Source organism: Sphingomonas sanguinis NBRC 13937, assembly GCF_001591005.1.
Taxonomy (GTDB): domain Bacteria; phylum Pseudomonadota; class Alphaproteobacteria; order Sphingomonadales; family Sphingomonadaceae; genus Sphingomonas; species Sphingomonas sanguinis.
This window is the reverse complement of record NZ_BCTY01000071.1, coordinates 1-13,012: the sequence shown is the minus strand read 5'-3', so window position 1 is coordinate 13,012 and position 13,012 is coordinate 1. Positions and strand designations below refer to the sequence as shown.

Annotated in this window: 12 protein-coding genes; 5 read left to right on the top strand and 7 right to left on the bottom strand. The window is 67.8% G+C overall.

Translation table 11 applies throughout. The annotated features are described in order from the left end of the window. Nucleotides 1–33 precede the first annotated feature (33 nt). Genes SSA01S_RS17680 through SSA01S_RS17660 form a run of 5 tightly spaced genes read left to right on the top strand, consistent with a single transcriptional unit; the run spans nucleotide 34 to nucleotide 7,266 of the window. A complete protein-coding gene (locus SSA01S_RS17680) occupies nucleotides 34–1,419 on the top strand; it encodes an SWIM zinc finger family protein (RefSeq protein WP_061781450.1) in 1,386 nt (461 codons plus the stop codon). Further along, a complete protein-coding gene (locus SSA01S_RS17675) occupies nucleotides 1,412–2,812 on the top strand; it encodes a DUF5691 domain-containing protein (RefSeq protein ID WP_061781449.1) in 1,401 nt (466 codons plus the stop codon). The genes SSA01S_RS17680 and SSA01S_RS17675 overlap by 8 nt, the downstream gene beginning before the upstream one ends. Further along, on the top strand, nucleotides 2,809–3,888 hold the full coding sequence (locus SSA01S_RS17670) for an ATP-binding protein (protein WP_061781448.1): 1,080 nt from the start codon (nucleotides 2,809–2,811) through the stop codon (nucleotides 3,886–3,888). The genes SSA01S_RS17675 and SSA01S_RS17670 overlap by 4 nt, the downstream gene beginning before the upstream one ends. 4 nt (nucleotides 3,889–3,892) lie before the next feature. Beyond that, nucleotides 3,893–6,100: a DUF5682 family protein gene (locus SSA01S_RS17665; RefSeq protein ID WP_061781447.1), complete on the top strand. Its 2,208-nt coding sequence runs from the start codon at nucleotides 3,893–3,895 to the stop codon at nucleotides 6,098–6,100. After that, nucleotides 6,097–7,266: a VWA domain-containing protein gene (locus SSA01S_RS17660; protein WP_061781446.1), complete on the top strand. Its 1,170-nt coding sequence runs from the start codon at nucleotides 6,097–6,099 to the stop codon at nucleotides 7,264–7,266. The genes SSA01S_RS17665 and SSA01S_RS17660 overlap by 4 nt, the downstream gene beginning before the upstream one ends. Nucleotides 7,267–7,397: 131 nt before the next feature. Here SSA01S_RS17660 and guaA read toward each other — a convergent pair whose 3' ends face one another. From guaA to SSA01S_RS17625, 7 genes are all read right to left on the bottom strand, one after another. After that, entirely contained in the window at nucleotides 7,398–8,951 is a 1,554-nt protein-coding gene (guaA, locus tag SSA01S_RS17655; RefSeq protein ID WP_061781445.1) for a glutamine-hydrolyzing GMP synthase, read from the bottom strand. 32 nt (nucleotides 8,952–8,983) lie between these two features. After that, the gene (locus tag SSA01S_RS17650; protein ID WP_061781444.1) at nucleotides 8,984–9,532 is read right to left on the bottom strand and encodes a hypothetical protein; all 549 of its coding nucleotides are present in this window, start codon (nucleotides 9,530–9,532) and stop codon (nucleotides 8,984–8,986) included. 328 nt (nucleotides 9,533–9,860) lie between these two features. Next, the gene (gene rplQ / locus SSA01S_RS17645; RefSeq protein ID WP_061781443.1) at nucleotides 9,861–10,283 is read right to left on the bottom strand and encodes a 50S ribosomal protein L17; all 423 of its coding nucleotides are present in this window, start codon (nucleotides 10,281–10,283) and stop codon (nucleotides 9,861–9,863) included. Between the two features lie 246 nt (nucleotides 10,284–10,529). Next, on the bottom strand, nucleotides 10,530–11,594 hold the full coding sequence (locus tag SSA01S_RS17640; RefSeq protein ID WP_058718059.1) for a DNA-directed RNA polymerase subunit alpha: 1,065 nt from the start codon (nucleotides 11,592–11,594) through the stop codon (nucleotides 10,530–10,532). Between the two features lie 88 nt (nucleotides 11,595–11,682). Then, a complete protein-coding gene (gene rpsK / locus SSA01S_RS17635) occupies nucleotides 11,683–12,072 on the bottom strand; it encodes a 30S ribosomal protein S11 (protein ID WP_042486392.1) in 390 nt (129 codons plus the stop codon). A gap of 106 nt (nucleotides 12,073–12,178) precedes the next feature. Further along, nucleotides 12,179–12,547: a 30S ribosomal protein S13 gene (gene rpsM / locus SSA01S_RS17630; protein ID WP_061781442.1), complete on the bottom strand. Its 369-nt coding sequence runs from the start codon at nucleotides 12,545–12,547 to the stop codon at nucleotides 12,179–12,181. 157 nt (nucleotides 12,548–12,704) lie between these two features. Then, a complete protein-coding gene (locus tag SSA01S_RS17625; protein WP_061781441.1) occupies nucleotides 12,705–12,953 on the bottom strand; it encodes a hypothetical protein in 249 nt (82 codons plus the stop codon). Between the last annotated feature and the right edge of the window lie 59 nt (nucleotides 12,954–13,012).

The following is a 13,012-nucleotide window of genomic DNA, read 5'->3' as shown; positions in this document are numbered from 1 at the left end:
GTATCTTGACGGAAGCAACGGTTCGAGGACGGCGTGGGGATCGATTTGACGGCGGTGGAACAGCTCGCCGCCGATCAATCCTCGCTCAAGGCTGCGGCGGGGCTGGCGAAGCCCGGAAAATGGTCGGGCCTGGGAACCAGCCATGACGGCGCGTTGATCTGGGGCGAATGCGCCGGGTCCGGGGCCAATCCCTATCGGGTCGCCGCCGACCTGCGCGACATGGGCAGCAAATGCACCTGCCCCTCGCGCAAATTCCCCTGCAAACATGCGCTGGCCCTGTTGTGGTTGCAGGCGGAGGCGATCCTGCCCTTCCCCGCCGCCGAGACGCCCGAATGGGTGATCGACTGGCTCGGGCGCAGACGCTCGACCGGCAGCGCGCCCAAGCCGGTCGCCGCCGCCAGCGGCATACCTAAGACCCTGAACGCGGCCCGAAGCGTCGAGCCGGCCCCCGCCCCCGATCCCCAGGTGGCCGCGCGGCGTGACGCGGCGAACGCGAAACGCGCCGAGGAGACCGAGCGCGCGATCCTGGGTGCGCTGGAGGCGCTGGAGCAATGGGTCGGCGATCAGCTCCGGCTGGGACTCGGCGGGTTCGTCGAGGATGCCACGGCGCGATGCCGCCGGATCGGGGCGCGGCTGGTCGACGGCAAGGCGGCGGCGCTGGCGGGTCATGTCGACGAACTCCCCGCCCGCCTGCTCGCGCTGCCGCCCGGCGACCGGATACGCGGCGCCACGGTGGAGCTGGCGCGGCTGGTGATGCTGGCCCGCGCCTTTCGTGCCGACCCGCGCGATCCCGAACTGCGCCGCGCGGTGGCGTCGGCCGAGAAGCGCGAGGTGTTGCTCGACGATCCGGCGGCGCAGCGGGTCACCGCCGCCTGGGAAGTGCTGGCCGAGCAGGTGCGGACGCGGCGCGACGGCCTGATCTCGCAGACGACCTGGCTGCTCAACCTGAAGGACGGCCCGCGCTTTGCGATGCTGCTCGATTTCTTCCCGGCCAGTGCGGGGCGGCGCGGATCGGCCTTTGTACCGGGCGAGCAGTTTATCGGCGAAATCCTCTTCTACCCTGCCCGCACGCCTTTGCGCGCCGTGCTGATCGAACGCGAGGCGGGCGTGATCGACGGCCCCCCGCTGGACTGGCCCCGGCCCGACGCGCCGCTGGAGGAGGCCTTGACCGCCCCCTTCCTCGCCGAGCCTTGGGCGGCGGAGCGACCGGTCTTGCTGCCGCCGGGCCGCATCGGCTTCGACCGGGCGGGCGCGCCCTGGTGGCGCCCGCGTGAGGGCAACACGCCCTTGCCGCTGGCGGGCGAGGCCGGGGGGCTGCTCACCGGCACCGACCTGACGTGCAGTGCCGCGCTCTGGTCGGGGCATCGGCTGGAGATACTCGCGGCGCAAAGTCCATGGGGGCGGATCGGCCATGGCTGATGCGGTTCTGGATGCGCTCGGCCCAGTGCTCATCCGCTGGACCATGGGCGGCAGCGCGATGCGTCAGGCCCCGCCCGTCTGGCGCGAGGCGCTGGGGGGCGAACCGAGCGAGGCCGAACTGCGGCTGCTCGCGCTTTCCGGCCAGTACCTTGGCGTACTGGCAGTCAGCGAACCGGCGGGCGACCTGCAACCGCCGGGGGATATCCCGGTGCTGGCCTATCCGCCGCTGCCCGCGATATTCCGTCCCGGCGCGCGCCGCCTGCTTCAATCGGTCCGTGAGCCCGGACCACGGCGCGACCTGCTCGACTTTCTCGACCGGCGCGGCTGGACCTTGCATCCGGGCGATTGGATGCCGCGCCCCGGTGACGACGTGCCGCCGGTCTATGCGCCGTGGCAGGACTGGGCGGCGACCGCCGCCGCTTCGGCCGGAGCGGAGGAGTTGACGGCCGAGACATGGGATGAATTCGGCCCCGCCGCGCGGCTGGCCGCGCTCATGGACTTGCGGGGGCATGATGCCGCCGCGGCCAGCGCGCTGCTGCTCCAGAAGATCGCGGGCGAGCCCGCCGACCATCGCGCCAGGCTGCTCCAGACGCTGGTGCTGGGCTTGTCCGAGAAGGATCGGTCGCTGCTCGAACAGCTGGCGTCCGGCGACCGGGCACCACGCGTCCGAGCGCTGGCCGCGGCGTTTATCGAGGGACTGGACGGCTGCACCTCCCATCAGGACGAAGAGGATGCGGCGAAGCTGGCGGCGTTCTTCGCGGTCCAGACCAAGGGGCTGTTGCGGCGCACCCGCGTGATCGAACCGCTGCCCCCGAAGAATATCGTCTATCGCAACCGCCGCACCGACCTGTTCGACACGGTATCGTTCGACGGTTTCGCCCGAGCGCTGGGACTGGAGGGCACCGAACTGGTTGCGATCTGGCCATGGGGCGGCGATGCGCTGCTCGACCAGGGATTTGCGCAGATGGTGGCACGCTCCGCCGCCGATCCGGTCGTTGCCGCCACCGCCGACGCGCTGACCCTGGCGAAGACGATCGACAGCGATGCGCTGGAGATGCTCGTGCCGCGCCTGACCATCGGCCAGCGCCACGTCGCCGCCGAACGGCTGATCCGCGCGAACGGCGCGACGTTCGACATGGTGCGCGCCATTGCGGGCGGCGACGGCGGCATCGACGATGCGATCCTGATGCCTGCCGGGACCGCGCTGCTGGACGCGGTGGAGGCCGGAGGCGATCAGGCCGACGAATTGCTGGCGCTGGGCCTGCTCGCCTCGCGCGAGGCGGCGGGCCAAGCCTTGGACCAACTGGTGGCGGTGGGGCTGATCGCCTCCGATCCGAGCCTCGACATGCTGCGGCTGAACGCCGCACTCGACAACAGGAGACAGACCCCATGAGCGAGACGCTGCGCCTTCCCGCCGAGGCGACCTATGCCGCCGAGCTGGCCGCACTGGCGGTGGACGATGCCGATCGGCGTCCACCCGGCTGGGCGCTGTCGCCCAAGCGCGTCGTAACCTATCTGATGGGCGGCACCGCGCCCGACGGCTCCGCGATCAGCCCCAAATATGTCGGCGACCAGCGGCTGATCGAGACGGCGGTGGCGACGCTCGCCACCGACCGCGCGCTCCTGCTGCTCGGCGTGCCGGGCACCGCCAAGTCCTGGGTGTCGGAGCATCTCGCCGCCGCCATCACCGGCGATTCGACCATGGTGATTCAGTGCACCGCCGGGACCGACGAGAACCAGGTCCGCTATGGCTGGAACTATGCCCAGCTGCTCGCCCATGGTCCCAGCCGGGAGGCATTGGTCCCCACCCCGCTGATGCGCGCGATGGAGACGGGCAAGCTGTGCCGCATGGAGGAGCTGACCCGCATGGGCTCCGATGTGCAGGACACGCTGATCACCGTCCTGTCCGAAAAGATGATGCCGATCCCCGAGCTGAACGATGCGGTCTATGCACAGCGCGGGTTCAACGTCATCGCCACCGCCAACAACCGCGACAAGGGCGTGAACGAGTTGAGCTCGGCGCTGAAGCGGCGCTTCAACGTCGTCGTCCTTCCCCTGCCCGATAGCGCCGACGAAGAGGTGGCGATCATCGTCAAGCGGGTCGGCGAAATGGCCCACAGCCTGGACCTGCCCGCCCCCAAGAATGTCGCTGACGAGGTGGCGCGCGTCGTCGCCATCTTCCGCGAACTGCGATCGGGTTCGACCGACGACGGCAAGGTGGCGCTCAAGTCGCCTTCGGGCGGGCTGTCCACCGCCGAGGCGATCGGCGTGATGGTCGGGGGGCTCAGCCAGGCGACCTTCTTCAACGACGGCAAGCTCACGCCCGCGATGCTGGCCGCCAACATGATCGGCGCGGTGGTGAAGGACCCGGTGCAGGACAAGGCGGTGCTGGGCGAATATCTGGAGACGGTGCTGAAGAAGCGGCGCGGCTATGAAGGCTATTATGCCTCGCTGAGCGAGCTGATCTGACGCAATGGCGGCAGAGGTCTCGCTCTTCGGTATCCGCCATCACGGCCCCGGCTCGGCGCGGCGGCTGGTGGAGGCGCTGGATGCGCTCCGCCCCGCCACGGTGCTGATCGAGGGACCGGCGGATGCGTCGCACCTGCTGCCGATGCTCGCCGACCCGGCGATGGCGACGCCGGTCGCGCTGCTGACCTATGCCGAGGACGACCCCGCCCGCGCCAGCTTCTTTCCCTTTGCCAACTATTCGCCCGAATATCAGGCGGCGCGCTGGGCGGTGGCGCACGGAGCCGCGCTGCGCTTCATCGACCTGCCCGCCAGCGACCGGCTGGGCGAGGACGAGGCGGAACGCGATATCGACGAAGACCCGATCGCACGCGACCCGATCGGCGTGCTGGCGACGGCGGCGGGCTATGACGATGGCGAAAGCTGGTGGGCCGACGTCATCGAGGAGAACCCCGCCTCCACCTCCGTCTTCACAGCCGTCGCCGAGGCGATGACCGCCTTGCGCGCCGAAGCAGGGCCGCTGTCCGCGCGCGAGGCGGCGCGGGAAGCGCATATGCGGATCGAGATCGCCCGCGCGGCCAAGGAGAGCGAGGGGCCGGTCGCGGTGGTGTGCGGCGCGTGGCATGTTCCCGCGCTGGCCGCCAGCACGAGCCTCACCGCCGACCGCGCGCTGCTGAAGGGGCGACCCAAGGCGAAGATCAAGGCGACCTGGGCCCCCTGGACCGCACCGCGCCTGGCGCGGGCAAGCGGTTACGGCGCGGGCGTCGTCGCGCCGGGCTGGTGTGCGCATCTGTGGGACACGCGCCATCACCCGGACCGCGATGCGGTATGGCTCGCCCGGATCGCCTGGGTGATGCGCGAGCGCGGCCATGCCGTCTCCACCGCCTCGGTGATCGAGGCGCAGCGGCTGGGCCATGCGCTGGCCGCATTGCGCGAGCGCCCGCATCCCGGCTTCGAGGAGTTGCGCGAGGCGGCCATCGCCTGCCTGTGCCATGGCGAGCGGGCACGGTGGGACGATATCGCGGCCGAGCTGCTGGTCGGATCGGCGGTCGGGGTCATCCCCGCCGACACGCCACTGGCGCCGCTGCTGGAGGATCTGCAACGCCAGCAAAAGGCGACGCGGCTGAAGCCCGAGGCGCTGGAGCGCAACCTGACGCTAGACCTGCGCAGCGAAAGCGGCTTGGCGCGCTCGACCCTGCTCCACCGGCTGAACGCGCTGGACGTGCCCTGGGGCGCGCTGAGCGATGCCGGGCGCAGTCGCGGCACCTTCCGCGAGAACTGGATAGTGTTCTGGGATCCGGAATATGCGGTCCGGCTGGTCGAGAATCTGGTTCACGGCTCGACCATCGCCGACGCCGCCGCCGGACGGCTGCGCGAGGCGATGGCCGCGGAGCCCGATCTGGGCGAGCTGGCAGGACTGGTGCGCAGCGCGATGATCGCCGATCTTCCCCAGGCGACCGAAACCGGCATCGCGTTGCTGGAACGACGCGCGGCGTTGACCAGCGATGGCCTGACCCTTCTCACCGCCTTGCCGCCGATGGCCGATATCCTGCGCTATGGCGAGGCACGCAGCGGCACTACCCAGCATCTCGGCCACCTGATGCCTCGCATCGTGGTGCAGGCGGCCCTGACCTTCCCCTATGCGGCGCGTCATCTCGATGCCGAAGCCGCGGGCGACCTGCGCGCGGCGATCCTGGCGGCGGACGGCGCGATCCAGCTGGCACAGCTTGACGCCGATATCGTCGCGACCTGGCACGAGGCGCTGGGCAAGCTGGTCGAGGACGATCAGGTGACGCGACTGGTCGCGGGCACCGCCGCACGGCTGCTCTACGAGGCGGAGAAACTCGCGGCCCAGGATGCCGCCACGCTGCTCGCCCGGATGCTGTCGCCCGGCACGCCGATCGCGGAAGCGGCGGGCTTTTTCGAGGGGTTTCTGGAAGGGGCCGGCGAGCGGCTGATCCACGACCAACCCTTACGTGAGGCGGTCGATGGCTGGCTTTCGTCGCTGGACGAAGACAGTTTTGTCGCCAGCCTGCCGCTGTTCCGACGCGTCTTCTCGGCCCTCGATCGCAGCGAGCGTCGCCGGTTGATGGACGCCACCCTGGGCCGCATCGACACGGGTGCGCGCGGCTATGTGTCGCTGCCCGGTGCCGCCGCGCTCTGGCCAGCGCATGAAGCGCGCGTACTCGCGCTGATGACGGGAGCCACGCCATGAGCCACGACGAACGCGAACGCCGCTGGACGCTCGCCCTGGGCGTCGATGACGGAGAGGGCACGGCCCCACTGTCCGAGAGCGACCGCCGCATGGGCAAAGCACTGTCCGCGCTCTACGGCGATGGCGAGCAGGAGAAGAAGGGCCGGGGCGGGCTGGGCCAGTCCGTGCCGCGCGTTGCCAAATGGCTGGGCGATATCCGCGATTTCTTCCCCGCGCCCGTGGTGCAGGTGATCCAGAAGGACGCCTTCGAGCGCAAGGGTCTGCGCCAGATGCTGCTGGAGCCCGAATTCTTGGCGACGGTCGAGGCGGATGTGAATCTGGTGGCCGATCTGGTCGCGCTGCGCGGGGTGATGCCCGAAAAGACCAGGGACACCGCGCGAGCCGTGATCGCCAAGGTCGTCGCCGAGCTGATGGCGCGGCTGGAGGCGCGGACGGCGGATGCGATCCGGGGGGCGCTCGACCGTTCGCGGCGGACCAGCCGCCCGCGCTTCGCCGATATCGACTGGGCACGCACGATCCGCGCGAACCTTGCCCATTACCAGCCCGCGCACCGCACCATCGTCCCCGAACGGTTGATCGGCTTCCTGCGCCAGCAGCGGCGCATCGTCGATCTTGACGAGGTGATCCTGTGCGTCGACCAATCGGGATCGATGGCAAGCTCGGTGGTCTATGCCTCGATCTTCGCCGCCGTCATGGCCTCGCTGCCTGTCGTCGCGACCAGGCTGGTCTGTTTCGACACCGCGATCGTCGACTTGACCGAAGAGCTGGCGGACCCGGTCGAAGTGCTGTTCGGCATCCAGCTGGGCGGCGGCACCGACATCGATCAGGCGGTCGCCTATTGCGAGGATCGGATCGAACGACCGGGCAAGGCGCATCTGGTACTCATCACCGACCTGTACGAGGGCGGCGACGAGCGGGCGCTGGTCGACCGGCTGGCGCGGCTGGCGGTGTCGGGGGTCAACATCGTCGTGCTGCTGGCGCTGACCGACAGCGGTCGCCCCTCTTACGATCCGCAACTCGCGGCACAGGTGGCGTCGCTGGGCATCCCCGTCTTCGCCTGCACGCCCGACCAGTTCCCCGAACTGATGGCGACCGCGCTCCGCCGCGAGGACGTGCACAGCTGGGCGGCGGACCGCGACATCAAGCTGGTGCGCTCCGACAGCTAAGGTCGCGAGCTGTCAGTCATGGCGGAGCGCCCAGGCCGGGGCGGAACAACTGACACTTCGGGCTTCCTCGGTGGCTTGGAGCCACTGAATAACCAAGCCGCGATCCTACTCCCCAGGATCGCGAGTCTTGGTTATTCCCACTCGATCGTGCCGGGCGGCTTGCTCGTATAGTCGTAGACGACGCGGTTGATGCCCTTCACCTCGTTGATGATCCGGGTGGTCACGCGCGGCAGGAAGTCGCCGGGGAAGTCGAAGGCCTGGGCGGTCATGCCGTCGACCGAGGTCACCGCGCGCAGCGCCAGCACTGAGTCATAGGTGCGGCCATCGCCCATCACGCCGACCGAACGCACCGGCAGCAGCACCGCGAAGGCCTGCCAGATGGCGTCGTACAGACCCGCCTTGCGAATTTCCTCGAGATAGATGGCGTCTGCCTTGCGCAGGATGTCGCAACGCTCGCGCGTCACCTCGCCGGGGATGCGGATGGCGAGGCCGGGTCCGGGGAACGGGTGGCGGCCGACGAAGACGTCAGGTAGGCCCAGCTCACGGCCGAGCACGCGAACCTCGTCCTTGAACAGCTCGCGAAGCGGCTCGACCAGCTTCATGTTCATGCGTTCGGGCAGGCCGCCGACATTGTGGTGGCTCTTGATCGTCACCGACGGACCACCGGTGAAGCTGACGCTCTCGATCACGTCGGGGTAGAGCGTGCCCTGCGCCAGGAATTCGGCCCCGCCGATCTTCTTGGCCTCGGCCTCGAACACGTCGATGAACGTCTTGCCGATGAACTTGCGCTTGGCTTCGGGGTCGGTGACGCCCGCCAGGCCGTCCATGAACAGGTCCTGCGCATCCACATGGACGAGCGGGATGTTGTAATGGCCACGGAACAAGCTGACGACCTGCTCGGCCTCGCCCTGGCGCAGGATGCCGCCATCGACGAACACGCAGGTCAGCTGGTCGCCGATCGCCTCATGGATCAGCAGGGCGGCGACCGACGAGTCGACCCCGCCCGACAGGCCGCAAATGACCTTGCCCGTGCCCACCTGCTCGCGAATCTCGGCGATCTTGGCGGCGCGAAACTCGGCCATCGTCCAGTCGCCCGAAAGTCCGGCGACATGGCGGACGAAATTGGCGATCAGCTTGGCGCCGTCGGGCGTGTGCACGACCTCCGGGTGGAACTGCATCGCATAGATGCGGCGTTCCTCGTTGGCGATGATCGCATAAGGCGCACCGGGGCTGGTCGCGACGACATGGAAGCCCGGTGCCAGCGCGGTCACCTTGTCGCCATGGCTCATCCAGACCTGGTGCCGCTCGCCGGTCTTCCACAGGCCGTCGAACAGGGTGCAGTCGCCCTCGACCGTGATGAAGGCCTCGCCGAACTCGCCGCTGTCCCCCTTCTCGACCTTGCCGCCCAGCTGCTGGGTCAGCGCCTGCTGGCCATAGCAGATGCCCAGCATCGGCAGGCCGCTGTCGAGGATCGCCTGCGGGATACGCGGTGAGTTTTCGTCCACCACCGAGGCGGGGCCACCCGAGAGGATGACCGCGGCGGGATTGATCCGCGCGAACGCCGCTTCGGCCGATTGGAAAGGCACGATCTCGCTATAGACCCCCGCTTCGCGCACACGGCGCGCGATGAGCTGGGTGACCTGGCTGCCGAAATCGACGATGAGGATGCTGTCCGGGTGCTCCATGGCGGTCCGATAGCGATGTCTTTTGCGAAAAGCTACCGGGGCGGACGCGTTTCCATCGGGTCGATCGCGACCATCCGTACCGCCTGCGCATCGACCCGGCAGCGAAAGCCGTGCAGCTCACCGGGATCTGCCTTTTTCTCGCGGATTTGGACCGTCCCGCGTACCAGCAGTCCGCCACCGAGCGGATCGACCGACTCGACGGCTTCGAGCAACGCGTGAGGGTGAAGTCGCCGCGCTTCCTGCTCGGTCGCCAATGTACAGGCACGGGTCGCCGCCTCCTGATCGATATCGGCCCGAATGACCGTTGGCGTTTCGCCCCCGCGCACCGGGGCGAGCGGATCGGCGGCGGGCGGCTCGGCGGGTCTGGGGCGGTTCGGGTCGTAGCCTGCGGCCTGGAACCCGATGGCGGCCGCGACGACCGCCGCTACACCACCTGCGCTCGTTTTGGGCTGTTCGCGTTGATAATGAAGTTGGGTGGCGCTGGGCGTGGCGATGCCCTTGTTCCAGTCCCTATCCGGCGTGGAGCAGCCGGACAGTGACGCGATCGTCGCGAGGCCCAACGCGGTGCAGGCTTTACCCATGTTTCTCTCCCCCCTGTTCGGCAGAGAAGAAGCCCGTCGTGCTTTCGGGATGCTGAACAATGCGACTTGGCACGCCCCTCCCGCAGGCGAGTTTCAGGTCGGTCATGCCCCCGGCATGACCTAAACGATGCGGGGGCGTCGTTTACCTGAAACTGGGATGGGGAAGGGCACGCCGCACGCGATGGGCTCGGTGAGACACCCTGCCCTCCCCCCGGCCCCCTCCCGCCTGCGGGAGGGGGTGCGCTAGGTGTGAGCCGGGTGAAAATACAAAAAAGGCCGCCCCATTTCTGGGACGGCCTTCTTTTGAAGGTCTTCGAGGCTGCGTAAATTACGCGGCTTCGTCGAAATCTTCCTCGTTCATGACCGGGCCCGAATCCTGGCCCTTCGCCGAGACGTCGCGGTCGACGAACTCGATGATCGCCATCGGCGAGGCGTCCGACGCGCGGATGCCGGCCTTGATGATGCGGGTATAGCCGCCGTTACGATCGGCATAGCGGGTCGCCAGCGTGTCGAACAACTTCACCAGCTGCGCGTCGTCGAGCAGGCGGGCATGGGCCAGACGACGGTTCGAGAGACCGCCCTTCTTCGCCAGGGTCACCAGCTTTTCGACGTAGGGACGCAGTTCCTTCGCCTTGGCGACGGTGGTGGTGATCTGCTCGTGCTTGATGAGCGCGGCCGACATGTTGCGGAAAAGCGCGGTACGATGAGCCGAGGTACGCTGCAGCTTACGGCCGCCGACGCGATGACGCATGGGATATTCCTTCGTTCGTTAAGGGGCCGTGTCACGGAACCCCAGAGCCGGTGACCGTCAAGGCCGTCACCTTCGCCTGTCTTGTTGCCCTCCGGTTTTCACCGGGGAGCGGGTCAGCAAAGCTGCCGGAGTGGCCGGACCGGATCACGGCGGAGCCGCGATCCTGACGTCGAACGGGTCGCCCTGGGGCGACCCGCCGGCCGGACTTTCGCCGTCTCGCGGATAGCATCGCTATCCGCGTGCGGCTCAGCCCATGATCTCCTGTTCCAGCTTCTTGGCCATTTCCTCGATATTCTCGGGCGGCCAGCCGGGGATTTCCATGCCCAGGCGCAGACCCATGGACGACAGCACTTCCTTGATCTCGTTCAGCGACTTGCGACCGAAATTGGGAGTGCGCAGCATCTCGGCTTCGGTCTTGCCGACCAGATCGCCGATATAGATGATGTTGTCGTTCTTGAGGCAGTTCGCCGAACGCACCGACAGTTCCAGCTCGTCGACCTTCTTGAGAAGGTAACGGTTGATCTGCTGCGCGTCGCTCTGCGGCTCGCCACCGGCGGCGGGGATCGCCGCCTGGCCCACAGGGGCCGCGCGGGTGAGCGCCGAGTCGTCGAAGTGCACGAACAGCGCCAGCTGGTCCTGGAGGATGCGCGCGGCATAGGCCACGGCGTCTTCCGGGGTGACGGTGCCGTCGGTCTCGACCGAGAGCGTCAGCTTGTCATAGTCCAGGTCCTGACCAACGCGGGTCGGGTCGACCTTGTACGACACCTGGCGAACGGGCGAGTAGAGCGCGTCGACGGGGATCAGACCGATCGGCGCATCGGCCGGACGGTTCGCGGCGGCGGGAACATAGCCCTTCCCGATGTCGGCGGTCAGTTCCATGTTGAACGTCGCGCCTTCGTCGAGATGGCAGATCACCAGGTCCTTGTTCATGACCTCGATGTCGCCCGACACGGCGATGTCGCCGGCCTTGACGGTGGCAGGACCGGTCGCCGAGAGCTGAAGCCGCTTCGGGCCTTCGCCCTGCATGCGGATGGCGAGCTGCTTGACGTTCAGGACGATGTCGGTGACGTCTTCACGCACACCGGCCAGCGACGAGAATTCGTGCAGCACGTTCTCGATCTTGATCGAGGTGACCGCCGCGCCCTGGAGCGACGACAGGAGCACGCGACGAAGCGCGTTGCCCAGCGTCAGGCCGAAGCCACGCTCCAGCGGTTCGGCCACGAACGTCGCCTTCCGCTTGCCATCGCCACCCTTTTTCTCGAGCGCGTTGGGCTTCTTCAGTTCCTGCCAGTTCTTTGCGTTGACAGACACGTGGTTCCCCTGAGTTGTGGGCCGGAACGGGGACGGTTCCAGCCATGGAGAGAGGCATGGCCGACTCGTCAGCCGGCCATGGGAAGCATCAGACGCGGCGACGCTTGGAAGGCCGCACGCCGTTGTGCGGGATCGAGGTGACGTCGCGGATCGAGGAGATCTGGAAACCGACCGCCTGCAGCGCGCGCAGCGCCGACTCGCGGCCCGAACCCGGGCCCTTCACTTCGACTTCCAGGGTGCGGACGCCATGCTCGGCGGCCTTCTTGCCCGCGTCTTCCGCTGCGACCTGCGCCGCATACGGGGTCGACTTGCGCGAGCCCTTGAAGCCCATCATGCCGGCCGACGACCACGAAATGGCGTTGCCCTGCGCGTCGGTGATGGTGATCATGGTGTTGTTGAAGCTGGCGTTCACATGGGCGACGCCGGCGGTGATGTTCTTGCGCTCGCGACGGCGAATGCGCTGCGGTTCACGTGCCATTGAATTCTATCCTGACCTGTATCTCTGATGCGGAGCGCGGGAAGCAGTCTGCCTCGCGCCGCCCTCCGGCGGAGAAGAAGTGAATTTCGCCTCCCAGGCGAAATTCTTACTTCTTCTTGCCCGCGATCGGCTTCGCCTTGCCCTTGCGGGTGCGCGCGTTGGTGTGCGTGCGCTGGCCGCGGACCGGCAGGCCCTTGCGGTGACGCAGGCCGCGATAGCAGGCCAGGTCCATCAGGCGCTTGATGTTCATCGCGGTCTCGCGACGGAGATCGCCTTCCACCGTGTGATCGGCGTCGATGGTCTCACGGATCTGGAGAACTTCCTGATCCGACAGGTCCTGGACGCGACGATCGGCGGCGATGTTCAGCTTGGTGGCGATCTGCTTCGCCTTGGCCGGACCGATGCCGTGGATATAGGTCAGCGCGATCAATACGCGCTTGTTGGTCGGGAGGTTGACACCCGCAATACGTGCCATGAAACTTGTTCTCCTAGCTCCACGGAGCATGGCATGGCCGCACATGCTCCATCTCAACGCGATGGTTCCCCCACGCACGATAGCGACGCACGCAAATCGCACGTCGTCCATCGGGAGTGTTGGAAGGACGGTCAGTTACGGCCCGCGCAACACCCTGTCAAGCGATCGGTTCCGCAAACTTGGTCGATTGCAGCCGCCGGAGCGTCAGCCAGCGGCGGAAGGACACGATCGCCCAGACGATCTCGACCACCCCGAACGGCCACGCCCCCTGGAGAAAGCCATAGGCCGATCCCGCGACACAGCCGAGCACGAAGCCCAATGTCCACCAGTGCGTGCCCGATTCCATCGCGTAACAGACCAGGGTGAAGGAGACGGCGGCCAGGCCGAACAGGGAAAGCGAATCCATGGCTCGGGGTGTAAAGCGCTGAGGCGGCGGGGCAAGTCTTTGTCATTCCTCCCCTTGGA